This window comes from uncultured Microbulbifer sp., assembly GCF_947489355.1.
GTDB lineage: Bacteria > Pseudomonadota > Gammaproteobacteria > Pseudomonadales > Cellvibrionaceae > Microbulbifer.
This window is the reverse complement of the sequence record NZ_CANLDD010000060.1, coordinates 1-24,311: the sequence shown is the minus strand read 5'-3', so window position 1 is coordinate 24,311 and position 24,311 is coordinate 1. Positions and strand designations below refer to the sequence as shown.

21 protein-coding genes are annotated in these 24,311 nt (G+C 54.2%); 1 reads left to right on the top strand and 20 read right to left on the bottom strand.

Features of this window, described 5'->3' with window-relative positions; translation table 11 throughout:
- Positions 1-1,119 precede the first annotated feature (1,119 nt).
- From lipA to Q1A48_RS17885, 13 genes are all read right to left on the bottom strand, one after another.
- A complete protein-coding gene (gene lipA, locus Q1A48_RS17945; protein ID WP_299947668.1) occupies positions 1,120-2,118 on the bottom strand; it encodes a lipoyl synthase in 999 nt (332 codons plus the stop codon).
- Positions 2,111-2,812 (bottom strand): lipoyl(octanoyl) transferase LipB, encoded by a 702-nt coding sequence (gene lipB, locus Q1A48_RS17940; protein ID WP_299947666.1) that lies wholly within the window; start codon positions 2,810-2,812, stop codon positions 2,111-2,113. Before lipB ends, lipA begins: the two co-directional genes overlap by 8 nt.
- Positions 2,812-3,093: a DUF493 domain-containing protein gene (locus tag Q1A48_RS17935; protein ID WP_299947664.1), complete on the bottom strand. Its 282-nt coding sequence runs from the start codon at positions 3,091-3,093 to the stop codon at positions 2,812-2,814. Before Q1A48_RS17935 ends, lipB begins: the two co-directional genes overlap by 1 nt.
- Before the next feature lie 170 nt (positions 3,094-3,263).
- Entirely contained in the window at positions 3,264-4,409 is a 1,146-nt protein-coding gene (locus tag Q1A48_RS17930; protein ID WP_299947662.1) for a D-alanyl-D-alanine carboxypeptidase family protein, read from the bottom strand.
- A gap of 257 nt (positions 4,410-4,666) precedes the next feature.
- Positions 4,667-5,539: a septal ring lytic transglycosylase RlpA family protein gene (locus Q1A48_RS17925; protein WP_299947660.1), complete on the bottom strand. Its 873-nt coding sequence runs from the start codon at positions 5,537-5,539 to the stop codon at positions 4,667-4,669.
- A gap of 256 nt (positions 5,540-5,795) precedes the next feature.
- Positions 5,796-6,788 (bottom strand): lytic murein transglycosylase B, encoded by a 993-nt coding sequence (gene mltB, locus Q1A48_RS17920; protein ID WP_299947658.1) that lies wholly within the window; start codon positions 6,786-6,788, stop codon positions 5,796-5,798.
- Positions 6,789-6,853: 65 nt separating this feature from the next.
- Positions 6,854-7,999 (bottom strand): rod shape-determining protein RodA, encoded by a 1,146-nt coding sequence (rodA, locus tag Q1A48_RS17915; RefSeq protein ID WP_299947656.1) that lies wholly within the window; start codon positions 7,997-7,999, stop codon positions 6,854-6,856.
- Complete coding sequence (mrdA, locus tag Q1A48_RS17910; protein ID WP_299947654.1) at positions 7,992-9,884, bottom strand: penicillin-binding protein 2; 1,893 nt, start codon at positions 9,882-9,884, stop codon at positions 7,992-7,994. Before mrdA ends, rodA begins: the two co-directional genes overlap by 8 nt.
- Positions 9,885-9,988: 104 nt before the next feature.
- Positions 9,989-10,465 carry a 23S rRNA (pseudouridine(1915)-N(3))-methyltransferase RlmH gene (rlmH, locus tag Q1A48_RS17905; protein ID WP_299947652.1) on the bottom strand — a complete coding sequence of 159 codons (477 nt, stop codon included), beginning with the start codon at positions 10,463-10,465 and terminating at the stop codon, positions 9,989-9,991.
- 4 nt (positions 10,466-10,469) lie between these two features.
- Complete coding sequence (gene rsfS / locus Q1A48_RS17900; RefSeq protein ID WP_299947650.1) at positions 10,470-10,832, bottom strand: ribosome silencing factor; 363 nt, start codon at positions 10,830-10,832, stop codon at positions 10,470-10,472.
- 14 nt (positions 10,833-10,846) lie between these two features.
- Positions 10,847-11,533 carry a nicotinate-nucleotide adenylyltransferase gene (gene nadD, locus Q1A48_RS17895; protein ID WP_299947649.1) on the bottom strand — a complete coding sequence of 229 codons (687 nt, stop codon included), beginning with the start codon at positions 11,531-11,533 and terminating at the stop codon, positions 10,847-10,849.
- 39 nt (positions 11,534-11,572) lie between these two features.
- Complete coding sequence (locus tag Q1A48_RS17890; protein ID WP_299947647.1) at positions 11,573-12,850, bottom strand: glutamate-5-semialdehyde dehydrogenase; 1,278 nt, start codon at positions 12,848-12,850, stop codon at positions 11,573-11,575.
- Between the two features lie 103 nt (positions 12,851-12,953).
- Positions 12,954-13,529 (bottom strand): LON peptidase substrate-binding domain-containing protein, encoded by a 576-nt coding sequence (locus Q1A48_RS17885; RefSeq protein WP_299947645.1) that lies wholly within the window; start codon positions 13,527-13,529, stop codon positions 12,954-12,956.
- Positions 13,530-13,726: 197 nt separating this feature from the next.
- On the opposite strand from Q1A48_RS17885, the gene Q1A48_RS17880 reads away from it, so the two are divergent.
- Positions 13,727-14,008: a peptidylprolyl isomerase gene (locus tag Q1A48_RS17880; RefSeq protein ID WP_299947643.1), complete on the top strand. Its 282-nt coding sequence runs from the start codon at positions 13,727-13,729 to the stop codon at positions 14,006-14,008.
- A 123-nt stretch (positions 14,009-14,131) separates the two neighbouring features.
- Here Q1A48_RS17880 and Q1A48_RS17875 read toward each other — a convergent pair whose 3' ends face one another.
- The 7 genes from Q1A48_RS17875 to Q1A48_RS17845 all read right to left on the bottom strand — a co-directional run bounded on the left by Q1A48_RS17875 (position 14,132) and on the right by Q1A48_RS17845 (position 24,201).
- Complete coding sequence (locus Q1A48_RS17875; RefSeq protein WP_299947641.1) at positions 14,132-15,883, bottom strand: polysaccharide lyase family 7 protein; 1,752 nt, start codon at positions 15,881-15,883, stop codon at positions 14,132-14,134.
- A gap of 304 nt (positions 15,884-16,187) precedes the next feature.
- Positions 16,188-17,126: a sugar kinase gene (locus Q1A48_RS17870; RefSeq protein WP_299947639.1), complete on the bottom strand. Its 939-nt coding sequence runs from the start codon at positions 17,124-17,126 to the stop codon at positions 16,188-16,190.
- A gap of 63 nt (positions 17,127-17,189) precedes the next feature.
- A complete protein-coding gene (locus Q1A48_RS17865; protein WP_299947637.1) occupies positions 17,190-17,939 on the bottom strand; it encodes a glucose 1-dehydrogenase in 750 nt (249 codons plus the stop codon).
- 64 nt (positions 17,940-18,003) lie between these two features.
- On the bottom strand, positions 18,004-19,305 hold the full coding sequence (locus Q1A48_RS17860) for an MFS transporter (RefSeq protein WP_299947635.1): 1,302 nt from the start codon (positions 19,303-19,305) through the stop codon (positions 18,004-18,006).
- Positions 19,306-19,310: 5 nt separating this feature from the next.
- The gene (locus tag Q1A48_RS17855; RefSeq protein ID WP_299947633.1) at positions 19,311-19,661 is read right to left on the bottom strand and encodes a cupin domain-containing protein; all 351 of its coding nucleotides are present in this window, start codon (positions 19,659-19,661) and stop codon (positions 19,311-19,313) included.
- 29 nt (positions 19,662-19,690) lie between these two features.
- On the bottom strand, positions 19,691-21,922 hold the full coding sequence (locus Q1A48_RS17850; protein WP_299947631.1) for a heparinase II/III family protein: 2,232 nt from the start codon (positions 21,920-21,922) through the stop codon (positions 19,691-19,693).
- Positions 21,923-21,927: 5 nt separating this feature from the next.
- Positions 21,928-24,201, bottom strand: coding sequence for a chondroitinase-B domain-containing protein (locus Q1A48_RS17845; RefSeq protein ID WP_299947629.1), 2,274 nt, complete (start codon positions 24,199-24,201; stop codon positions 21,928-21,930).
- Positions 24,202-24,311 lie beyond the last annotated feature (110 nt).

Below are 24,311 nucleotides of genomic sequence, written 5' to 3'. Positions count from 1 at the left end.
CTGAAAGCCTCCGAGCGCTGGACGCACCCGATCCAGAACTGGAACTTGACGCTGTCACAGCTGACGATCCACTTCCCAGATCGCCTGGAGAAATATATCAGCCTATGAGGCTACTTGGCTGACACAGAGTTTTGAACACTCTCTTGTGTTAGAACCTCAACAATGCGAGCTTGCTCTTACAAATCAATAGGCTACATCCAAACGGGAACAGCCCCTAGGGACATCCCCAGAATCCCGTAAGGAAACCTGCCGCCCCTCAATCAGGCTCCTTTTGAATCACATCGCTCACCTGTACCGATGGCAGTCAATTCAAGCATGTTTACACCACTTGACTGTCCCGACTATTTACTCGTCACTTTAAAATACGCCAGTATACAAAGCTGTTTTGTTCTAGATTGAAACCCATGCTTGTGCGCAATACCCCGAAGAACTACCGCAATATCAGGGCATTGCCGCCCGGCCAAAGACGATTGGAAACGCGATTTCCTCACACTCTTTGCTGCCTTCGAAAAACATTGCTGGCTTGCTTCTACTTGGCTTCCGAAAAGGCATTCTTTGCATTTTCCAAAGCTGCATTCAGCGTTTCGCGGGCTTCAAATGGGGACTATGGGCCAAACTTCTAGAAAACACGGGCATGCCATTTACGCCTGTCTCCTAAAGCGGCATACACATCTTCGAGGTCCTTTAAATCCTGTGCCGCCTTTTGCTGTTCGTGCTGGACCTTCTTCCCTGCCATAGATGGACTGCTTCGTTCGTCACTGCTGAAAAGCTGACACAACCCACCCCTTCAATGATCTTTCTCCTACCTCTAAGCCAGGTAGAGAGCGTTACAGGATTTAGTGGCCGGGAACACCTGGGGCGGATCAAAATTAATGGCCGAAAGTGGTTAGCAGCCGTATACACGGCGCACTGAAAAGTCAAGATGGGTAGGAATTTCAATAAGTTGCGATCGTTTAAAGGATTGCGAATCGATCTTGTTCCCCGGTTTTCTACATGCCAGTCCACGCGCCAGTAGCGGCCGTCAACAGGGAGCTCCCTGATCCTTGGAATGCTGGTCCCCACCTCCTGAAGCCTCCAGTACAATCCATCGTTGTGAGTACTATTTATCGATGTAGAGTACTATTTAGGGTTGTAATTCACATGCTTCTCTCCCTGGGTCTGCTTATCCGCATGGTATGAAGACCGCACCAAGGGACCGCAGGCAGCATGCTTGAAGCCGATTTGCTCGGCATAGTGACGGTACTCTTCAAACTCGTCTGGATGCACGTAACGCTGCACCGGGAGGTGTTGCTTACTGGGTTGTAGATATTGGCCGATGGTGAGCATGTCGATATCATGCTCACGCATAACATCCATCACCTGAAAGATCTCTTCCTTTTCCTCACCGAGGCCCACCATCAGACCGGATTTGGTCAGCACATCCGGGCGACATTGTTTGTATTCCTGCAGCAGCTTCAGGGACCATTTGAAATTGGCGCCGGGACGGGATTCGCGGTACAGGCGCGGCACAGTCTCCAGATTGTGGTTGAACACATCGGGCGCCTCCTCCCCAAGAATTTCCAGGGCCACCGCCATCCGCCCGCGAAAGTCAGGAGTGAGAATTTCCACCTGCAGATTCGGCGAAAGCGCCCGGGACTGGCGGATACAGTCGGCGAAGTGCTGGGCCCCACCATCGCGCAGATCATCGCGATCCACCGAGGTAATCACCACGTAGCGCAGCCCCATGGCTGCAATGGCCCGGGCAAGGTTTGCGGGTTCTTGCGGGTCCAGGGGATTAGGCTTGCCGTGCCCCACATCACAGAAAGGGCAGCGACGGGTACAAATTTCACCCATGATCATAAAAGTCGCAGTGCCACCGCTGAAACATTCACCCAGGTTGGGGCAGCTGGCCTCTTCACAAACGGTGGAGAGTTTTTGCGAACGCAGAATTCCCTTAATACGGTCCACCTCTTTTGAAGCGGGCACCTTTACACGAATCCAGTCCGGTTTGCGCAGGACCGTATCGCTGGCAATCACCTTGACCGGGATACGCTCCACCTTGTCACCATCGCGCAGTTTTTCCCCCTGTTGAAGGCGGCGGGTGCGCTTGACCGGCACCAGATCGGGTTTGTTAGCCATTGTTTATTTCCTGCTGTTTGATGCTCAGTCGAGCAAATACGGTGTCGTCCAACGGCTGCCACTGGGCAGCGGACAGCTTCAGGGTATGCAGCAATTCGCGTATAAAGACCTCTGCCACCAGGTGCCAACTGGGTGCCCGCTGGAGCAACTCGGCCATCTGCACCATCTGCAATCCGGCGTAACCACAGGGGTTGATACGGAGGAAAGGCGCCAGATCCATGTCGATGTTAATGGCGATGCCGTGGAAACTGCAGCCGCGACGCACACGCAACCCAATAGAGGCGATTTTGTTGCCCGCGCGCGGGCCTTCAGCCAAATAGACGCCTGGTGCATCGGCGCGTGGCGACGCTGCGATGCCAAATGCTCCCAGCATGGTCACAGTGGCAATCTCCAACGCCGATACCAGTTCGCGAACGCCGATTTTTGCCCGGCGCAGGTCCAATAGTGGATAAACCACCAGTTGGCCGGGGCCGTGGTATGTCACCTGGCCACCGCGGTCCACCTGTACAACAGGAATATCTCCGGTGTTGAGCAGGTGTTCCGCCCTGCCCGCCTGCCCCTGGGTAAAAATAGGTTCGTGCTCCACGCACCAGATCTCATCTGCACTGCTTGCGTTGCGGAGGTCGGTATAACGGGACATAGCACGCCAGACAGTTTCGTAATCCCGCCGGGCAAGGTTGCGGACAGTGGTCATCAGAGCACCATATGTACCGAAGGGTGCTTTTTGAGCTCCTCAAACAGCGCTCTGAGCTGGTCTTCACCGGTGGCGAGAATGTAAAAGGTCATGGAAGTGAACTTACCAGTGCTGCTGTCGCGCAGGGTAATGCGGCCCTCGTCCAGTTCCGGAGCGTGGCGACGCATCACTTCCAATACAAACCGGTGCACTTTTTCATCGGCGTCGCGCACAACCTTGACCATGTAGTCTTCACAGGGAAATTGGATCTTTGGAGGTTGCTGGCTGGGGTTCTGGTTCATACCTCTCTCCGGGGCCGGGCTGTCAGGTAAGGGAAAGCTGGGACACAGCCGGGCGGCGATTATACAGCGGCTGATGCGCAGTGGACAGGGAGCTGCAGAGAGGGTGCGGGCTTTAAGCAGTGGGCAGGGCGGAACAATGCCCGCCCGGAAAACCCGCTTGCAAGTGCGATTTAATTGAAGAAGCCGATCACAAAGCGCTTGATGGAATCCCACAGGCGTTTGAAGATACCGGCACGCTCTACATCGTCTCCGGTGATGGCTTTGACTTCGGCAACGGTCTCGCCATCCAGAATCACCACAACCTTGCCCACCGGCTGGCCTTTCTGGATCGGAGCCTCCAGCTCGCCATCCACAATCAAATCTGCTTTGATCCCCTCCTCGCCACCACGGGGGATGGTGACGAAAACATCCTTCTCAACCGCAATACCCACGCGAGGCGTCTTGCCACCCCAAACGCGCTCGGTCTGCAAAACCTCGCCCTGGCCATAGACTTTGTGGGTCTGGTAGTAGCGGAAGCCATAAGCCAACAGTTTTTGGGTCTCAGAGGCGCGCTTTTCATCGCTATCGGTCCCCACCACTATGGCTATCAGGCGCATGCCGCGCTTCATTGCAGAGGCCACCAGGCAATAGCCCGCCTCTTCTGTGTGACCGGTTTTAATGCCGTCTACCGAGGCGTCGCGCCACAACAGGCGGTTGCGGTTAGGTTGGTTGATCCCCGAGTAATTGAAATACTTCTCGGAATAAATATCGTAGTGCTCCGGGTGGTCGGCAATCAGGGCACGGGCCAGAACACCCAAGTCACGGGCAGTGGTCAGGTGCCCTTCCTCCGGCCACCCGGTGGAATTGAGGAAGTGGGTATTCTCCATACCCAGAAGCTCTGCCTGCTGGTTCATCACTTCCGCAAACACCTCTTCACTGCCGGACACATGTTCGGCCAGAGCGATACTGGCATCGTTACCGGACTGGATGATGACCCCGCGCATCAGGTCTATCACAGGCACCTGGTCGCCGACTTTGACAAACATTTTTGAACCGCCCTTGCGCCAGGCTTTCTCGGAGATACGCACCATATCGCCTTCTTTGACGCTGCCTTTGTGTATTTCCTCAGAAACGATATAGACGGTCATCATCTTGGTGAGACTGGCGGGGGGAATCTGTTTGTCGGCTTCGTGCTCCACCAGAACCTGGCCGGTATTGGCATCCAGCAGCAGGTAAGAGTTTGCAGTCAATTGTGGCGGGGCTGGGATAAGAGATTGCGCCTGAACCAGGCCCGCACACAACAATAGGAAAGAACAGGCGATAATTCGTATGATCATAGGGGGAGTCTCATTAATCCTCGTGTTCATTGGCTGGCTGTTAACCCATTATGTATTTTAATAGATTAGTCGGCAGTTCTGGGGGGCACCCCATACCGCAAGCCACTGTATGCTGACAAAATACAAGAAAATTCGCGCCAATGCGCAGTATTTTGTGAACGGCGATCCAAATGACCGTCAAACCTTACTTCAGTCACTGGTTGCCAGGTATTTTTCGCAGAAACCATCCGCCCGCTCCGACAACCGCTGCGATGGTCTTATTCATACACTACCTGGGGCTGCCCCAGCTGCTTTTGCTCTACGGTTTCCCGCACAGTGGCGAGCGCCCGCTGCTGGGTAATAGGGCCAATACGCACCCGGTAAAGCACCTTGCCATCCCGCTCTACTGGGCTGACTGAAACAGGGTAATCAATTGCATCGGCAAGCTGGGCCCTTACCGCTTCCGCCTGGGCAAAATGACTGTATGCCCCTACCTGTAAAAAGGTATTCTCGGGCAGCTTAACGCGGGTATCCTGTGCCAAACCATCCGGGCCCACCAGCCCATCACCGGTCAGCAGCACCTCGGTTACCGGCGGCAATACCGCAGGGTCCAGCGACTCCACTTCCACACGGGCTACCCCCTGCTCCACATATCCCAACTTCTGGGCAGCGGTATAACTGAGGTCAATAATGCGCCCCTGCACAAAGGGACCGCGATCATTGACCCGCACAATAATACTGCGCCCGTTATCTAGATTGGTCACTTTGGCATAGCTGGGCAGAGGCAGGGTTTTATGTGCGGCAGAGATGGCGTACATGTTGTAGATCTCACCATTGGCGGTATTGCGACCATGGAACTTGGTGCCGTACCAGGAGGCTCTGCCGCGCTCTTTATAACCTTTAACTGCATCGCGCACATGATAAGTCACACCGTTGACGCGGTAGGGGGTCTTATTCCCGGCGGGGCCGATGGGCTCCCGGACCGGCGCCGGGTCCGGAGTGGCCAGCATACTCACGGGCGTTGGCGGACCACTGTCACGAATACTGCCAGCGGGCTTTGCACGCGGGCCAGGATGAGTCTGCGGCCCCCCACAGGACGCCAAAAACACAGCGGCAAGTAACACCCCAAACCGCGCATTGCACTGAACCATAATTCCCCCGCACGGCAACAAAGGGTTGCCGTCTCCAAGACGCCGTTGGCTGAAATTGTCTGATGAAATGAAAAAACTTCGACTGCAGCCAGGACCAATGGTTTCTCAAGGCTGGCTGTAATTGCCGGTTCAAAGCCGTACTGTCGCCTTATTGATGGGTTGCGGGCCCGTGAGATACGGGCAACTCCCCGAAGTTGTACCCGCCGTTCGAGAACGGCGAATCAATAAACGATAAAAAACCCATTGTATTGCCCGATCAATAGGGCCTCCCGCCACGCGCCTTGACAATCTCCTGGGCCAGTTCGTTGACCGCCATGGCGTAGAGGCGGCTGCGATTATAGCTGGTAATGGTGGAAAAATTATTGAGCCCCAGCCAGTACTGTTTGCCCCGCTCTGTCTGCAGGGAGAAGATAGTGGCAGGCATTTCCGGTGACACCTGGCTGGTGGCGGTGAAACCCTTTTCCGCCAACTCCCCCACGGTCCACTCGGGTTGCAGGGTATTGTTAACAATGGTCATATCTGCGTTGGGACGCGGGCTTGACAAAACGGCAACGGGCTCGCCGGGCTTCCAACCGTGCTGGGCGAGATAATTGGCCACGCTGCCGATGGCATCATGGGTGTTATTCCAAATATCCACCTTGCCGTCATCACTGAAGTCCACTGCGTAAGCGCGGTAGCTTGAGGGCATAAACTGGCCGTAACCCATGGCACCGGCATAGGAACCCTTCAATGTCAAAGGGTCTATACCCTGATCCCGGGTAAGCAGCAAATAGTGTTCCAGCTCTTTACTAAAGAAGGCGGAACGACGCGGATAGTTAAAGGCCAGGGTAGAGAGCGCATCCAGTACGCGATGACCGCCCATATTGCCGCCATAGCGGGTTTCAATACCGATAATGGCGACGATGATTTCTGCCGGCACACCGTACTTTTTTTCCGCTTCGGCCAGGACTTCGGCATTGTTGTCCCAGAAGTCGACGCCACCGGCGATGCTCTGTGGCGTCAAAAACATCTTGCGGTATTGGTACCATGGCTTGGCTCTTTCCGCTGGGCGCTGGATGGCCCTGAGAATGGAGTCCTTGCGCTTGGCTTGGCGCATCAGTTCCTGTAGTTCTTCGCGATCAAACTGGTGCTCTTCCACCATATACTCGACAAACTTCTGCGCATTCGCATTGTCACCGTGACCAGGCTCCTGCGCGCAGGCAGCGAGGGCCAGCCCCACACCAAACAATAGTCCAGAGGTCCACTTCAAAACCAACGCTCCTGTCTTCATCACGCATCTCTATATCCGGTTATCGATCAGCTGAACGATGCCCACTAGAAGTGGACCCTGCGCCGCTCTGTCCCTACAGCCATGAGGATACCGAATCCCGCCATCAGGGTAATCAGTGAAGTCCCCCCATAGCTGATCATCGGCAAGGGTACGCCCACTATTGGCAGCAGACCTGTAACCATACCAATGTTTACAAATACATAGACAAAAAAAGTGAGCGTTATACTCCCCGCCAATAGTCGCCCGAACAAGTACTGTGCCATAAAGCTAATATAGATACCGCGTGCGATCACCAAAACGTAAAGCAGTAGCAGCAAAAGCACGCCGCGCATGCCCCACTCCTCCGCCAGAACCGCAATAATAAAGTCGGTATGGCTCTCTGGCAGAAAATCCAGCTGTGATTGGGTGCCTTGCAGGTAACCTTTACCGTATACCCCTCCGGAACCAATAGCGGCTTTAGAGTTAAAAATATTCCAGCCGGCACCAAAACGGTCATCGTGGGGGTTGAGCAGTGTCAGGATGCGCTGGCGCTGGTAGTCCCTCAGGCCCCACTGCCAGATAGGCCAGGTGGACGCCATGAGCGCTGCGACCGCGGCACCGATCATCTTCCAGCTAAGCCCTGCCAGATACAATGCAAACAGACCGGAAGCGGCGATCAAAATGGCAGTGCCCAGATCCGGCTGGCGCACGATCAGCGCAGCCGGTACCGCCACGATGACTAAAGCCCCGCAAACCGCCGCGAGCGCAGGGGGCTGTGCGCGCTGGTGCAGGAAGGCAGCAACCATCATCGGCACCCCCAGCTTCATCATCTCAGAAGGTTGGAAGCGAAAGCCGCCTATCTCCAGCCAGCGCTGGGCACCCTTGGCACCGGTTCCAAAAAGCAACACCCCCAACAACAGGGTGCAGCCGCCCAGATAGGCCCAGATCGACCAACGCCGGTAAAAGTCCAGGGGAATCTGCGCAACAATAAACATACCTAAAAACGCCAGGCACATAAAAACCGACTGGCGCTGTACATAATTGATGTCGCCGCCAGAAGCGCTGTAGAGCACCCCCAAGCCAACACATGCCAACATCAACAACAGCACCAGCAGCGGCACATCGAGGTGCAGTCGACGGGCGAGGCTCACCGGTTTTCTGAGGCTGCTGTCCATATCGGACAGCCGGTGCGAGTAGTCGCGATTAGCCATTGCCCGCCCTCCCAGTCAACCCTGTATCCCGGGCGGTCTCAACGGGTGGGTACGGACGTGACATCCATTCGGCAAACAGCATTTGGGCCACCGGTGCAGCCACCTTGCCGCCGGCTTCCCCATTTTCCACCAGAATCGCCACTGCAATGCGGGGTTTGTCCACTGGGGCAAAGGCAACAAACAGCGCGTGATCCCGGTGGCGCTCCAGCAGTGCCTCAGAATCATATTGCGCACCCTGGGCGATACCCACCACCTGGGCGGTACCGGATTTACCGGCAACGCGAAAATCCAGGCCCTCACCGGCGCGCTTGCCGGTACCGTCGCTGCGATTGACCACAGCCTCCATGCCCTCAAACACCAAATCCCAGTGGTTCGGGTGTGCTTCCAGGTTGTGCAGCCTCTCCGGCGGCTGCACTGTGCCGTTGATGGTCTTTACCATTTGAGGCCGGTAGTGGGTGCCGCGATTGGCGATGGTCGCGGTCATCACCGCCAGTTGCAGCGGTGTGGCCAGCACGAAACCCTGCCCCAGCACCGCATTCAGGCTATCGCCGGGGAACCAGGGCACTCCCCGCGCGTTGCGCTTCCAGTGCCGCGAAGGAAAAAGACCAGCACGCTCTGTCGGCAGATCAATGCCGGTCTTGGCGCCGAGCCCGAAATGGGAGGCAATAGTGTGCATATCGTCAATATCCCAGCGGTGCGCCATATCCCAGAAGAACACATCGCAACTCTGTGCCATGGCCTGTACCAAATCCACTTTGTCGCCATGCCCCCAGCGGATATGGTCTCGGTAGATACGCGGGTCGTTGGGTAGTTTGTAGAAACCCGGATCCTTGATTTTGGTCTCCCGGGAAATAATCCCGGCCTCAAGGGCACCGAGACCCATCACGGGCTTCAGGGTCGAACCCGGGGGATACTGGCCCTGTACGACGCGATTAAACAGGGGGACATCGAGGGAGTCACTGAGGGTGCGGTAGTCGACAAAACTGATGCCGGTGACAAACAGATTGGGGTCGAAAGACGGCTTGCTCACAAAGGCCAGTACACCACCGGTATTGACATCAATGGCGACCACAGCACCGCGGCGATCACCGAGGGCAGCGGAGGCCACCTGTTGCAGGCGCGCATCCAGGTGCAGGGTCAGGCCAACACCCGGTTTGGGATCTTCGCGGTCCAGCACCCGCAGTACCCGGCCGCGCGCATTGATCTCGACATTCTCATAGCCCACTTCCCCGAGCAGGCGCTGCTCGTAACTGCGCTCCAGTCCCACCTTGCCGATACTGCGGGTACCTCGGTAGCGCCGCACGTCCTCCTGGGTGAAATTATTTAAATCGCGCTCACTGATGCGCCCCACATAGCCGACACTGTGGGCGAACAGCTCTCCCAGTGGATAGTAACGCACCAGTTCCGCCTCAACTGAAACACCGGGCATACGGAACTGGTTCACACTGATGTGTGCAATTTCATCTTCACTCAGACGAAAGCGCAGGGGTACCGGCTCAAAGGGTCGCCTGCGCTTCATGCGCTTGCGAAACTTGGCCACATCACTGTCTTCAAGGTGAATAAGATGACCGATCAATTCCAGGGTCGCATCCAGATCCCGTACACGCTCGCGCACAATGGAGAGGTTGTAGCTGGCACGGTTATCCGCAAGCAGGATGCCGTTGCGATCGTATATCAACCCCCGGGTAGGGGCTACCGGGCGCACCTGGATACGGTTTTCATCGGACTGGGTGCGATAGTCTTCGTAATTGACGATCTGAAGGTTGTAAAAGCGCGCAACCAAAACCCCCAGCAGCACAATAACACCGGCGATGGCCACCAGCATACGGTTGCGGAAAAGCCGCAGCTCGGTATAGGGGTCCTTGAGGCGATGGTCGTGAGGCATTTGGGCTTTTTTGAACGGTTTTGACTGGCGCTGGAAAGCTCTAAGTGAATTACATTACCACAGGGCACAAGTGAACAGACAACACCGGCTGGCCATTGTCTCCGTCATTTGTGGTAGGGGTGTCCCACCAGCAGTGTCCAGGCGCGATAAATCTGCTCGGCCAAAACCACACGCACCAGCGGATGTGGCAGAGTCAGTGGAGACAGGGACCACCGCTGCCTGGCCGCGTCCAGGCAATCCCCAGAGAGACCGTCGGGGCCGCCGACCAGCAGACAGACACTTTCCCCCAGCAGTTGCCATGCACGCAATTGCCGCGAGAGCTGCTCCGTACTCCAGGGTTTGCCCTTCACATCCAGCGCCACGACATGGTCCCGGGGACCGAGCGCAGAGAGCATCGCCGCCCCCTCCTTTCTCCGGGCCTTGTCGATCAGTGCCATGGCGTTTTTCTGGCCGCGTTGCCCCAGGGGGATTTCCACCATCTCCAGGAAAATTTCACGGGGCAAGCGTTTGGCGTACTCAGTGTAGCCCTCCTGCACCCAAGCGGGCATTTTCCCCCCGGCGGCGAGAATGCGGATTTTCACGGTCTCAGCCCCTATGGGGGTCGCTGCCGTCCGCTCCTTCGCGCGTATTCGGCGTTATCGACCAGAGTTTTTCCAGGTCGTAGAAGCCACGCAGATCCTCCAGCATCACATGTACCACCAAATCCCCATAGTCCACCAGCACCCATTCACCCTGCTCTTTCCCTTCCACGCCAATGGGTCGCACGCCTTGTTTCTTCAATTCGTCCACGACATTTTCCGCAAGGGATTTCACCTGGCGACTGGAGGTACCGGTACAGATCAGCAGATTGTCCATTACATCAGACAATTCGGAAACATCCAGGGCAACGATATCTTTGCCTTTCAGGTCTTCCAGTGCGTTGAACGCGATTTCTTTAATATTTGTCATAACACCTTAATGTTTTACCGGTCGCCAGCGGTATTCTGTTTTCTGTAAAGTTGATGGTCTTCAATATATTGCAGCACCGCAGCCGGCAGCAGGTAACGGGGTGACTGGCCGCTGCCGAGCAATTGGCGAATGTGAGTGGAAGAGATAGGCAACAGGCTCTGTTCGCGCACCACCAGGCGTCCGCAGGGCTCCCCGTGCAAATCGGCGATTGTTCCGCGATGACGCTCAAGCAAATCGATCAGCTGGGGGTTATCGCCCTCTTTTCCCCGCTGGGGCGGGCTCCAACCCGGCCGGGTCACCGCCACCAGGTGCGCCAGCGCCAACAGGCTCTGCCAGCGGTGCCAGTGGTGCAGGCTGAGCAGGGAATCCAGCCCCATACAGAAACTGATCGACACCTCAGGGCCCAGCTCTGCACGCAATTCCTCCAGGGTATCCACAGTATAAGTGACCCCCCCCCGCCGCAATTCCCGTTCATCCAGTTGCAACTCGTCACAACCTGCCAGTGCCAGCACCAACATCTGGCAGCGTTGACCGGGAGACACCCCCGGGCTTTCGCGGTGGCGCGGCTGGTGGCTTGGCAGTATGCGCATTTCATCGAACCCTAAAGCCTGACGCAGCTCCAGCGCCATACGCAGATGACCGAAATGTACCGGATCGAAGGTGCCGCCGAACAGGGCGATACTCTGCCGTTTGGTCGCCAAAATTACCTCTTGCGCCAGATGATTACACCGAAACAGCCTCTATTGCCGTATATGCCCGTCTCCCAGCACGATCCATTTTCGTGAGGTGAGCCCTTCCAGCCCCACCGGACCGCGGGCGTGGATTTTATCAGTGCTAATGCCGATTTCCGCCCCCAGGCCGTATTCAAAGCCATCGGCGAAACCGGTGGAGGCATTGACCATCACCGAACTGGAATCCACCTCCGTGAGGAAACGCCGGCTGCGGCTGTAATCCTCGCTCACTATGGCCTCCGTGTGGCCGGAGCCGTACCGGGCGATATGGGCCATCGCCGCATCCATATCCGCCACCACCCGGATCGACAGTAACGGCGCCAGGTACTCCTCAGCCCAATCCGCTTCCACGGCTGCCAGGCATCGCGGCAGTATCTCGCGAGTGCGCTCACAACCGCGCAGTTCCACGCCTTTGGACTCATAGGCCGCGGCCAAACGCGGCAGTATCTCTGCGGCAATCCCCTCCGCAACCAGCAGGGTTTCCATCGCATTACACACGCCGTAGCGGCGGGTTTTGGCATTGAGGGCAATGTCGAAGGCCTTTTGCGGGTCCGCACGGTCATCGATATAAACATGGCACACCCCGTGCAAGTGCTTGATCACCGGCACACTGGCCTCGCGGCTGACACGCTCAATCAGGCCAGTGCCACCGCGGGGCACAATCACATCCAGATATTCCGGCATAGTAATCAAAGCGCCCACTGCAGCGCGATCGCTGGTCCCCACCACCTGTACGGCTGTCTCCGGCAAATCCGACGCGCGCAATCCAGCGGCAATACAAGCGGCAATGGCCTGATTGGAGTGCAGCGCCTCACTCCCACCGCGCAAAATAGTGGCATTACCGGATTTCAGGCAGAGACTGGCAGCGTCTATGGTCACATTGGGACGGGACTCGTAAATAATCCCCACCACCCCCAACGGCACACGCATTCTGCCCACCTGGATACCACTGGGGCGATAGCGCAGATGCTCGATTTCCCCCACCGGGTCAGGCAGATCCGCGACCTGCAGCAACCCCGCAATCATATCGTCGATACGGGTGTTATCCAGTTCCAGGCGGTCGAGCAGTGCAGCGTCCAGACCCTGCGCACGCCCCGCCTGCATATCCCGGATATTGGCTTCGATCAGTTGCGCCCGCTGCGCTTCCATCTGGGTCGCGATCTCCCTGAGCGCACGGTTCTTGGCCGCAGTATTGGCCCTGGCCATCAACCGCGCCGCGGCGCGCGCAGCATGGCCCATCTGCCCGAGTTGAGTACGGATTTGGTCAGCAGTGTCGGTGGGGGTCACTTGGCGCTCCGTGCAAAATCCGGTCGGCCGCGCAGTATACCCCAGTGGGGTGGGGTTTGAATGGCCAAACCCAGTCTACTCCGGGAAATACGTCCACAGCCGGTCACTTCTGGGTCCACCGGTCCAGGTTGTCGGCGATATTGGCCAGGCGCGCCAAGGGGTCCTCCAGAGCCAGCAGTTCCACCCGCACCTTGTCTTCCAGCGGCAGCAACTGCGCCAGCTGCCAGGACAGGGCATCGGCTGAATCCACCTGGTCGAACTTCAGCGACAGTATTTTGGCGCGCTCTTTCAGTTCGTTGAGCACAGCGAGCAAACCATCGCAGTCGGCGGGTATGGGTTTCGGCGTCTTTTCCGGCAGCCATTCCACATCCCCCAGCAGCAGATCGTCTTCAGCTCTGTCGGTGCGGGTAATGCGAAAGCGGCGTCGGCCCACCACCTGTACATGCAGTAGCCCCTCCTCCCCCTGGCCCCAGTCGACAATATGCACATAGACACCCAGCGGCCACACCGAAGCAAGCCCCACTTCGCCACCGGAGCGAATAAGCACTACACCAAATCCGCTATCGGCCTTCAGGGCTTCACTCACCAGATGCAGGTAGCGCTGTTCGAAGATACGCAGAGGCAGGGTAACTCCGGGATACAGGGCCACACTCAAGGGAAAAAGAGGTATCTGTTGCACTGGGGTCACTCGCCGTATTTTGTTGTCTTCACTAAAGATACCACTGCGTACACGCCCGCCGCCCGGCAGAAATGGCGTTTTAGTGCCACTCGGCAAAGATGCGACCAGACTTGGAGTTTATTGCGGGTATTACCAGTGGCAAATGCCGCATACACCCAGTAAGCTGCTGCGGTCAATGCATTAGATGGAGACAATTTATGCCCATAGCGACAGCCCGTCATATTCTGGTGGAGAACGAAACAAAGTGCCAGCAGCTGAAGCAGGAAATCGAAAACGGGGCCGAGTTTGGCGAAATGGCCAAAGCGCACTCACAGTGTCCGTCCGGCCGCACCGGAGGCGATCTGGGAGAATTCAGTAAGGGCGTGATGGTCGCGCAATTCGACAAGGTGGTCTTTTCCGAAGAATTGCATAAGGTGCACGGCCCGGTGAAAACCCAGTTTGGTTATCACCTGCTGGAAATCACCAGCCGCGAGGATTGATGCCCAGCGGATAAACCTGTGCATAAAAAGCCCAATCACAATCCTATTGCCAGTCGGTTGAATTAACTGGCTGGCAATAGCTTAATGGGTCAGCTTTCTCCGACTGCCTTGGCGAGACTCAGATCAATGAATATAGCCATCGTGGCTATTATCCAGCACGTAAAAGGTCGCCTGAACATAGTCATTGTTATCGCCGGTGTTGTTCTGGTTGTAAACACCGACTTTAAAGTACTGGTATTGGCCGCTGACATCATAACCAGAGCTGCTCATGTCTACAGTCTTGGCCACATCCGCCTTACCCTCCCTAGAGATGGTCACGGTAAGGGTGTTGCCGACTACCTCAACCTTGTAGCTGAATATTTCATTCAAGGCAATACCGTCTGATGGATTTAAGGCGCTGTTCGAGCGGCTGCCGATTATTTCGTACCAGATATCGTTGCCACCTTCAGGCTGGTGTGCAATGTAGATGGAACCCAGGCTGTTGCCCGGCAGTTTACGGTAGTAAAGGCGTAGCGGTTCGTCGTCATTGGCATGGATCTGGCCGATGATAACCCGACCCACCTGGCTGCTACTACCGGTGCTAGTGACGTGATTCACGGCCAGAGTCGCACGCAAGACACCATCAACACCACCGGCGGCATTGCGAGCGGAAGCGGGTGCACTACCGAATACCCAGTTGTTTTCATTCACACCTTTCGTGCTAATGTTGGTGTTGCCGCGGCGCAACATCTCTCGTAGTTCCGTCCGGGTATAAGCAGTGTTATTGGAGGTTTTATATCCGGCAATCGGACAACGGAATACCATACCCCCGTCACTGGCGGTATAGAAATAACTGTTGTTCTCGTAGCCCGCGCTCAGCTCTGATTCCTTGATGGAGTCAGCGGTACCGCTGCCATCATTGTCGGAAGGCACGCTGAGATACCAATCGACCAATTCGAAATTACCGGACGGAGGGAGTGATGGGTTCAGATCATCTTCGACATCCTCACCACATCCGATCACATCGAATTCCAGAATACTGTTCCAGTTATTCGCAGTGTTACCGATACCAGTCAGGCGTACATACCGTGCGGTAGAATCCGATACCTCGTAACGCTCCATAGCGGAACTGCTGCCACTAGATTGACCACTACCCAAAATCGTCATCCAGTTTCTATTGTCAGAAGAGGTTTCAATAGAGAAGAAGCTGCTTCGTTGATCTCCCTTGTACCAGGCAATATCCACCGCTTCTATGACCTGCTCATAACCTAAGTCCATGGTAATCCATTTGACGCCGGCGGAAGACCAGCGGGATTCACTGGCAAAACTGCCATCTATCACATTAGCGGGGTCGTGACCATCACTAGTTCCATCATCTGATGCAGAGATGATCGACAGTTTGCTTCCGGAGGTGCAACTGCTGCTGCCTGGACTACCTCCTGAGCTGCCAAGGTTTTCCAGGGTAAAATTGTCGAAGCGGCCTTCATCGCCATTGTAGGTGCCAAACACCGTGATACTCAGGGCGTTGCCGGAATTGAACTCCACATCCAGCTTTCGCCATTCAGAATCGCTAATGCTGGCATTATGGGTACTGCCGCCAACCACCGCGCCAATGGTACCAGCGCCTTTTACATAGGCGCTGAGGCGATAATTGGTATCGGCAATTACAGGGACCTGTTGCTCTATACGGCCCCCGCTACCAGCAATTTTGGCGGATTTGTTGCCGATGTAAGCAACACTGGAAATGGCGGAAGGGTCAGTATCAGACCAACCATCCCAATCGTTTTCAAATCCCGGATTCTGCAGAGAAGCATTGGCGCTGGCCATGCAAATATTCAATAGGGTAATGATGGCAAAACTGATAATTTTCACTAAAGGCGGTTTTAAACGTTTCATTGAACTCTCATTATTATAGTTAGGATAAAATGATATACAGCGGGTACAACACAGCTGTTCGGTTTCTGCGCAGGGTTACAAAACACTTCGGCAGTGTAAAAGCGCGATCTGTAGCCGTTACTAAAAATCTGTGATATGAAAACTCTTAACTACGAAAAATCGGATAAAATTATTTCCATAATTTCTGTAAGCCTGACTTTTTGATCAGTAACTGTATTACTCCCCGTTAAATATCAGGAAATCAAACTGAGCAACCGGATAGAAGTTTACTACTTCGTTTCATTCATATCTAAGCGCAGCTTACTTAACTTAAACGCATGACAGCGCGAGGAATAATTGCTCCTCGATGCTGGATTACCAGCGCCGCCAGATTGTGACCACTTTTTGCCGCATTCGTGACAGGTCTGCCGCTCAAGCGGTGCGCCAGATACCCGGCATTGAATGAGTCACCGGCGGCTGTGGTATCCACCGGGACCACTTCATTAGCGGCAATGAACTCACTGAGCTTATCGGTTTTCACAACACAACCATCGCCACCTTTTTTCAGCACAATTTCCCGAATACCGAGATTTTTCAAACGGTCAAGTACCGCTGTTTCATCAGCATCGCCAAATAGCGCCTGCTCGTCTTCCAAGGTGGGCAAGGCAATATCTGTCAGGCGATACATCTGCAGGTAGGTTTGCCGGGCCAATAGATCACTACCCCACAGTGTTGGCCGGTAATTGCTATCAAAAATTACCATGCCGCCTGCTGCGCGGAATTCCACCAAGAATTCAAACAGACACTTTCGGGTAGAGGGGGAATAGATACCCAACGAGATGCCAGACAGATAAATGGCTTTGAATTCCATCAATCTGGCAAACAGTACCTTGGCATTGCTGGGGTTATCGAACAGACGCCTTGCCGGAGAGTTATCCCGCCAGTACAGGAAAGTCCGTTCTCCCTGCGGACCGGTTTGAATCAGATAGAGACCAGGTGTGGCACCCGTCTCTCGCAATATCAGATTGCATCCGATACCCTCATTGCGCCACTGCTGCAGCATCCAGTCACTCAAGTGGTCATCTCCCACAGCAGTGACATAATCCACCGGAAAACCCAATCGAGAGAGATAGAGTGCGGTATTCAGCGTATCCCCACCAAAGAACAGATTCGCATCCAGTGAATTATTAGTGATGGACAGGTCGTTATCACCCAGATTAATTTCCAGCATGCACTCACCGAGCACTGCCAATTTTTTTTTCATGGTAGTTTCCGCTTTGACACGCACAGCATTACCTCTACACAGATTCAATCGCTTGCGAACAAATCAGGAAAAGAACAGGCCGCCGTTTATATCAACATTGGTACCAGTGAGAAAGGAGGCTTCGTCAGAGGCCAGATAGGCGACAGCATCTGCCACTTCGCCCGCCTTGCCTTCACGCTTTAGCGGCGTTGCACTGGCAACGTTTGCACGTACGGCATCCTTGGTGAAAACATCGTGGAAAGTGGTGCTGATCATACCGGGGCAGAGCGCATTAACACGGATATTTTGCGGGCCCAATTCTTTCGCCATGGCACGGGTAAAGGTCATCACTGCACCTTTGGAAGTCGCGTAAACAGAAGCACCAGGACCGCCGCCGTCTCGACCAGCTTGAGAAGCCAGGTTTATAATCGCTCCGCCGTTCATATACGGTACTACCGCTTTGGTCAGCAGGAAGGTGCTGTTCAGATTCAGGGCGATAACCTTGCTGAAGAAGTCTTCATCCACCTCAGTGATCATCCTACGCTCAACCAAGCCGCCGGTAACATTGACGAGAATGTCAAGGTCAGGTCCATAGGTTTCACGGGCAGTTCCCACCAGGCGTGCAACATCCGTCTGCTTGGTCATGTCACCTTGCACGATGATCGCTTCACCACCAGCCTGCTTGATCTCTGTCAAAGTTTCATCGGCAGTCTGATTGTTGCTGAAGTAGTTGATTACTACTTTTGCGCCTTCTGCTGCCAACTTGAGTGATACCGCTTTGCCGATATCCCTAGCCCCGCCGCTGACGATTGCTACCTTGTTGTTCAATTTCATGTCTACTCCAAACGGTATAATGAGAAGTCGATGCTTTTTTATCGAAGTATTGTGTGGACATTGGTCATCCCGCTGCTTCAGCGAGTTGCTTTTTTTCTCGCCTGCTGCGTACCGGAGTGATACGCCCCCCAACCAGCAGCACCGAGATCAACATTAACGGAACCAAAGAGGCACCGAGAATGAAAAAGGGCGGGTAGAAAGTTCCATCATTGGTAATGATAGGTACCAATTGGATAGCAGTAATCACGCTGACCACACCCACCGCACCGCTGATTCCAGCTAGGCTGGCAACAGTCTTTCCAGAGAAATAATCGCTGGGTAAGGTTTGAATATTATTAATGGCCGCCTGGAAGCCGAACAGGATGACAGTGATCATGCCCAGTGCCAAAGTCGGTGTATTCGCCAAGGTGGTTGCCAGTAGTGCCGGCAGCATCAGCGCACCACCCACGAATACGGCAAACTTACGGGATTTGTTCACGCTCCAGCCCCTGCTGATAAGGCGGCCAGACAACCAGCCACCGAACAGTGCACCGGCAGCGGCACCCACATAGGGAATCCATGCGGAGGCGCCAATGGCTTTCACATCAAACCCGAATTTGTCGCTCAGGTAGAGTGGCAGCCAGGCTACGAACAACCACCAGATTGGTTCGATGAAAAAGCGCGCGGAGATCACGCTCCAGCTCTGGCGATGTGAAAGTAGCTCAATCAGACCGGGTACATACTCTTCTTTGCCATTGTTATTGCCTGCAGTGAACTGCCCACAAAGGATTAGTTCACGTTCTTCATGGGTAATCCAGGGGTGCGTATCTGGGCCGCTTTTGTAAATGATCAGCCACGGCACTAGCCACAGAAAGCCCAGCAGTGCGATCACCACAAAGGTAGCCTGCCAGCCAAGAAATGCGTAGAGGAAAGCCACCAGAGGGGGAGCAATGATGCTGCCTGCAGAAGCACCCGCACCAAAAATACCCTGTGCCAGCGCACGCTCTTTGGCCGGAAACCATTCCGCATTGGCCTTAGTGGCACCCGGCCAGTTGCCCGCCTCGCCGAAGCCCAGCAGGCTGCGGAAAAGACTGAAGGAGGCAACAGAGCTTGCCAGTGCGTGCAGTGCGATGGAAACAGACCAGACCACGATGGACAAAATGAAGCCAATGCGAGTGCCGACGGCATCAAAAATACGCCCGAAAACTGCCTGGCCAATGGCATAGGCAATCAAAAAAACACTCATGATGTTGGCATAGTCGTGGCTGTCCATGCCTAGATCGTCAGCAATACCCGGCCACATGACAGATAGTGCGGCGCGGTCAATATAGTTGATAATGGTGGCAAGAGCCACCAGCGACACAATGATCCAACGCAAGTTTTTCATTATTCTTATCCTGTTTCTATATTCAGAAAATCTTCTCGGTAAGGACTGAAGGAGTCGATCAGAACACCAGACTTTTTACACACTGCTCCGTGCTCCAGATTGGAGGCAATATAAAAACTATCCCCGGCTTTAAGAATTTTTTTGTGACCGTCCACCTGCACTTCAAACTCGCCACTTTCTACGTAGCTCACCTGGGTGTGGGGATGCCTATGCAGGTAGCCGATACTGCCTTCTTCAAACCAGACCCTAACTACCATTAGGCTTTCATCAAATCCTAGAATCTGACGTTTTATGCCACCACCAAGCTCTTCCGCTTCAATGGCCTCCTGCAGAAAAAATGTATCTGACGCAGGCATAAGCTCCTCCACTGTAAATACAGAATTAGTTATTTTTCTCCAATACTGAAAAGATTTGCTCGACCACGGAATACAAATTGATTGCCACGAAAGGTAAATGCGGTTTTGGTCTGAGCCGAAAAATCCTCGCGGCTGTTAAACGCCATCAATTTAGTCACGCCAGTCTTGAGTGCAATTGCAATCAGTTCCAGGTCGTCGCTGCGCTGAAGTTCGATACCGGCGACTTGGCTTTCTGCCTGCAGAGTAAATTCCTTGGCGGGGTTGTACTCACCGTGGGGTTCAAGCACGCTGACAAAAGTATGTCTGCGGACATTCTTCCGACGCGTAATAAAGGCTGCTTCCGAGCGCAGATTAAAATTTGGATCATCGGCTCCCAGTTCGGCAAACAACAACTCGGTTTTTCCGTCTACTAAGCTGGAGTTGGTATAGAAATGGCCGTTGTCATTCAACCAGGTCACCTGCGCGAGACCGGACTCCGGTTTTGCGTGGGCTTTCAGCCACAGGTGTTGGTATCCGTTTTTCTTACCCAGTGCAGAAATACTATCCTTATAGCCCTTTAGTATAAAGCTGGTATCCACAATCTGACCATTGTAGTGCAATGGCAAATCCAATTGGTGCTGCCTGCTGGACTGCACATCGAACAAATCGATGGCGAAAACATGGCCGCTGTCGGAATCGTTGATTAATGCCAAAGTGCGCTTGAGAGTAACTCCCGGATAGGCGGAATCAATTTCCGCCGAGCTGATTTTTACATGATCACCGACGTGGAAGAAAAGAAGTTCCGGATGGTTACTGCTGCCGATTTTCAGATCACCGTTGAAGTGCGTAGTTTCATCTACCACCACAGTGTTATGAGCAATGGTCTGCTTCGCATAGGTGTCGTTTTCCGGCAGATAGCGGCCACCATTTTTAGATTCCACATTCAGAAAACGGACAGCTCCATAATCGGTCACGATTTCCGCTTGGCGGTCGTAGAATTGCCAGGTGAGCTTGTCGAAATGGCCGTGGCCCATCCCCTGAGCGGAAGGCTTGAACAGCAGGGCCTGATCGCCATTTACCTGCAGGCGAAATACCACCAGCGCACCTTCATCCCCCTCCTTGCCATCGCGGAAGGCTCTGGACTTGAATACATATGGTTCCTGCTTGTTAGCATCCAGGTCCTGTGCAACCTTGAGGCCGTCGCCGGTCAGCAGAACCTGATCCTGCTTTGCGGCAATGTCCAGCAATTGCGGATTGCCCGTTTTGCCGTAGGCAATGGCCACACCCTGTACTAGTTCCGCAGTATCTATGCCCTTGTCTTTAATGGCATCATTAATGGGAAAAAAAAGATTGTTGTAACTGAGTTGAATGGTGGTATCAATGGCTTTCAGAATAATACCGTCGCGATAGCTAAAAATTTTCCGCCCCGGCTCATTGTTATCAATGGCTTTTGCAAAGGTCACAAAGGGCATCAGCGCGTAGCGCTGATAGTAAGGGCCTTCATTGTAATAACCGTCGGGAGAAAATAGGGTATTCAACTGCCGCAGGAAACCGCCTTTGCCGGATTTGTCGAGGCCCAACAGCGCCTGTTCAACCAGTTCGGGTTCGTCCAGCACATAACCGGCCATGCCTACACCAGCGGCCAGCCAGGTGCCGTGGTTATGCACTTTGTTGAAGGTTTCTGGAGATTCCACGGAAAGGAAGCGTGCAATCGGGCGCAGCATCCCCTGCTCAATCGTCTCGGCCTCCGTATCAGAGAGTGAGGGGCGAATCAGGTCGTAGGACTGAATGGTGTACACCAGCCACACCGCTTCATTCAAGTTCTGCCAGAACAACCTGCCTGGGTTTTTCGCTCCAAGGCGACGTTTCGGATGCAGATGAAGGGTTGGGTACAACGCTGCGTAGGCTAGCAGCATATCACGCACATACTCGGCATAGCGGCCGTCTTCAGTGATTTGATACAGTACGCCGGCGTTGTACATCAACTGGTAATTTTTCTTGTGTTGTTCGTGGGTATAACCACCGCCTGCATCGGCGGGCATTGGCACAGCGACAGGCCCTTTCAGTGAGCTGTCCACAGCAGCCTTAGTGGCAAGAAATGCACTGCGAAAACGGCCCTGCCGGGAAACAGCGGCCTGCATGGCGTCTACGTCTGCGGTATTGACCACCAAATTAGGGTGTGGTGTAGCATAACTTTCCTGGGAGTTCAGTATCAGACCCGTTACAAAAGCGACACTTATCCCTAAAGCTTTTAATTTTGATTCAAACTTCTGGCCAAACATTTTGATTACTTCACTTTATTGTTGGCGAGAACAGCGGTGTGAGGGCCCTCACGGGCCAGCTCTCTAACGTCCGGCAGCGGTGATTGGTGGAACTGGTTGCTGACAATACGGGTGATCGGCTCAGCCACGGTGTGCTCCACCACAATACCAGCACTGTCGGTAAAGGTATTGTCGTGGATGTTCGCAACCTGCACGCCGTGCAGTTTTACCAGTGCCTGGGACCGATTGCGTTTACCACTTCCGGATTTTTCCACGATATTGCTGGCAAAAGTAAAATGTGGCCCAAAGGTGCTTTCATCGGTACCACCGCGATACAGGTTGACAAGCGTACCCTTTACATTCCTGAATGTGTTTCCAGAAAGAGTGACGTATTCGGCATTGTAAACACCGAGATCATCTCTCTCCTTATCCAGTTTCAGAAAATCACCCGTAATATTATCAAGCACACTGTTTTCGATACTGATAAAGGTGGCAAAAGCCCGACTTCCCGAGTCAAAGAAATGATAGGAGTGGTTGACGTCCAGATTTTCAACACGACTGTTCTTCATCGAGAATCGGTAGTTTTTCAACATGCCCCATTTGGCAGTGCGGATCAGGGTATTACCGGTGGAGTCCGGGCTGTTTTTACCAGACAGCACCAGACCGTTGAGTTCCAGGCTGCCGCCATCAATAATTTCGAACATGACCGGGCGCTCGCTGGTCAGCGTCACCTTGCCGGTTTTTTTCGCCTTGATGGTAATGGTTTTATCAATCTGCAAGCGCTTGCGGGACTTGTAGATTCCATTTTCCAGCACCAGAGTGTCGCCATCGGCTGTGGTTTTCAGTGCGTCGAACAGCGTATCTTCACCGGGGTGCACAACAGTGGCTTTACCGCTACCGAAGGCAGCTTCCGGTTCAGACTTGGGGTACCATGAAACGCCCGTCATGCTTTTGCTGGTGGGTATCAGATTTCTGCTGACACCCTTATCCACCATGGCGGGGTCGACAGGATAGAGCAGGCCGTTTCCAGCTCGGCGAAGTCTTTTTACACCGGTGTTGATGCCCTCACGAATTTCTTGATCCACAAAGCCATTGGAAATATTGGCCGCAAAGTGAACCCCGGAGATGTCGTCAAATACAGAAAAGGGGGAGCGATCGCTCTCGTTGTAGAAAATATTATTGGAGATACTGGAGTCCAGCGGCACCGCGCTGCGCTCCGGGTCACTGCCGACTGCCAGCTGAATGTGATCCACATTGATAAAGCTGTTGTTCTCGACTCTGGCATTCACCACCTGATGGTAACGATTGATGGGAGAATCGGGTACACCGTTCATAATGCTGAATCCGCTCCCGAACCGATAGCCTGTGAGACCTTCGAGGTAATTGTTACGCACTGTCTGGTCGCGATTGATAACCCGAATACCGCCGGTGTGATCCTCGCTGTTGCCAATGAACACATTGCCTTCTATCAGGTTGCCATTGCCGTGGCGCAGGGTCAGGGTGCCGCGGGACTCGAAAAAGGTGTTGTTGCGGATTTTATTCTTGCCGGACTTGACGGAAATGATCTCTACTTCGCCGTCGCGCCGATCGAAGAAATTGTTCTCGACCACCGTCAGGGAATCTGTCAGTGAATAGCGGCTAGTGCCGACACGCAGGGTTTCACCACCATTGGAGCCCAATACCGGGCGCGGCCCAAAATAATTGTGATCGATACGGTGGTAATTTTCCTGGGAATCTTCGCTATCGAGGCGCACCGCTATGGTCACGCCCTTGTTGCGTTTACCGGCAAGGTGGCCGTGGTCAAAGCGGTTGTTTTTACCGTAGAGGGCAACCCAATAATCGGATTCCATGCGCTCAGGCTTGCTGAAGTCTTCAATCACGATTTCAGTTACACGGGAATTGTTTGCCAGGCTCTCCCGGTTGCGGCGGAAGGCGACCACTTCGCTGCTGGGGGAGTAACCGTTTTTGAACACCAGCCCGGCAACTACCAGGTACTCGCCCGCAAGACGCAGATTTGACTGACCGGATAAGACGACTTTGCCCTTCTCCTGGGCGATCAGCGTGATCGGATTCTCTTTTTTACCCACTCCGGTGAACAGAATTTCAAAATCCCGCCATACACCATTGGCAAGTACCACGGTATCGCCAGCTTCAAGATTTTTTGCAACTTCGGCGTATTCCTTCGGGTTGCTAACAAGGTATTCCTCTGCCGCTGCCTGTGCACAGAAGAGCAAAGCCTGGCCACATGTGAGCAGCGCTACGGCCAGCAGGCGATGGATTCCTTTAGCTCTAAGGATCACTTGAATATCTCTCTTATGACTTTTTTGCTTTTACGGTGTCCCGGTGTCCCGGTGTCCCGGTGTCCCGGTGTCCCGGTGTCCCGGTGTCCCGGTGTCCCGGTGTCCCGGTG

What these genes read in the sequence shown, in the direction of transcription:
- Q1A48_RS17875 (WP_299947641.1), bottom strand. Translation starts at nt 15,883, where the DNA reads ATGAAACGTTTAAAACCGCCTTTAGTGAAAATTATCAGTTTTGCCATC.
- lipA (WP_299947668.1), bottom strand. Translation starts at nt 2,118, where the DNA reads ATGGCTAACAAACCCGATCTGGTGCCGGTCAAGCGCACCCGCCGCCTT.
- Q1A48_RS17855 (WP_299947633.1), bottom strand. Translation starts at nt 19,661, where the DNA reads ATGCCTGCGTCAGATACATTTTTTCTGCAGGAGGCCATTGAAGCGGAA.
- lipB (WP_299947666.1), bottom strand. Translation starts at nt 2,812, where the DNA reads ATGACCACTGTCCGCAACCTTGCCCGGCGGGATTACGAAACTGTCTGG.
- Q1A48_RS17880 (WP_299947643.1), top strand. Translation starts at nt 13,727, where the DNA reads ATGCCCATAGCGACAGCCCGTCATATTCTGGTGGAGAACGAAACAAAG.
- mrdA (WP_299947654.1), bottom strand. Translation starts at nt 9,884, where the DNA reads ATGCCTCACGACCATCGCCTCAAGGACCCCTATACCGAGCTGCGGCTT.
- Q1A48_RS17850 (WP_299947631.1), bottom strand. Translation starts at nt 21,922, where the DNA reads ATGTTTGGCCAGAAGTTTGAATCAAAATTAAAAGCTTTAGGGATAAGT.
- rsfS (WP_299947650.1), bottom strand. Translation starts at nt 10,832, where the DNA reads ATGACAAATATTAAAGAAATCGCGTTCAACGCACTGGAAGACCTGAAA.
- Q1A48_RS17930 (WP_299947662.1), bottom strand. Translation starts at nt 4,409, where the DNA reads ATGATCATACGAATTATCGCCTGTTCTTTCCTATTGTTGTGTGCGGGC.
- Q1A48_RS17870 (WP_299947639.1), bottom strand. Translation starts at nt 17,126, where the DNA reads ATGAAAAAAAAATTGGCAGTGCTCGGTGAGTGCATGCTGGAAATTAAT.
- Q1A48_RS17925 (WP_299947660.1), bottom strand. Translation starts at nt 5,539, where the DNA reads ATGGTTCAGTGCAATGCGCGGTTTGGGGTGTTACTTGCCGCTGTGTTT.
- Q1A48_RS17860 (WP_299947635.1), bottom strand. Translation starts at nt 19,305, where the DNA reads ATGAAAAACTTGCGTTGGATCATTGTGTCGCTGGTGGCTCTTGCCACC.
- rodA (WP_299947656.1), bottom strand. Translation starts at nt 7,999, where the DNA reads ATGGCTAATCGCGACTACTCGCACCGGCTGTCCGATATGGACAGCAGC.
- Q1A48_RS17865 (WP_299947637.1), bottom strand. Translation starts at nt 17,939, where the DNA reads ATGAAATTGAACAACAAGGTAGCAATCGTCAGCGGCGGGGCTAGGGAT.
- Q1A48_RS17935 (WP_299947664.1), bottom strand. Translation starts at nt 3,093, where the DNA reads ATGAACCAGAACCCCAGCCAGCAACCTCCAAAGATCCAATTTCCCTGT.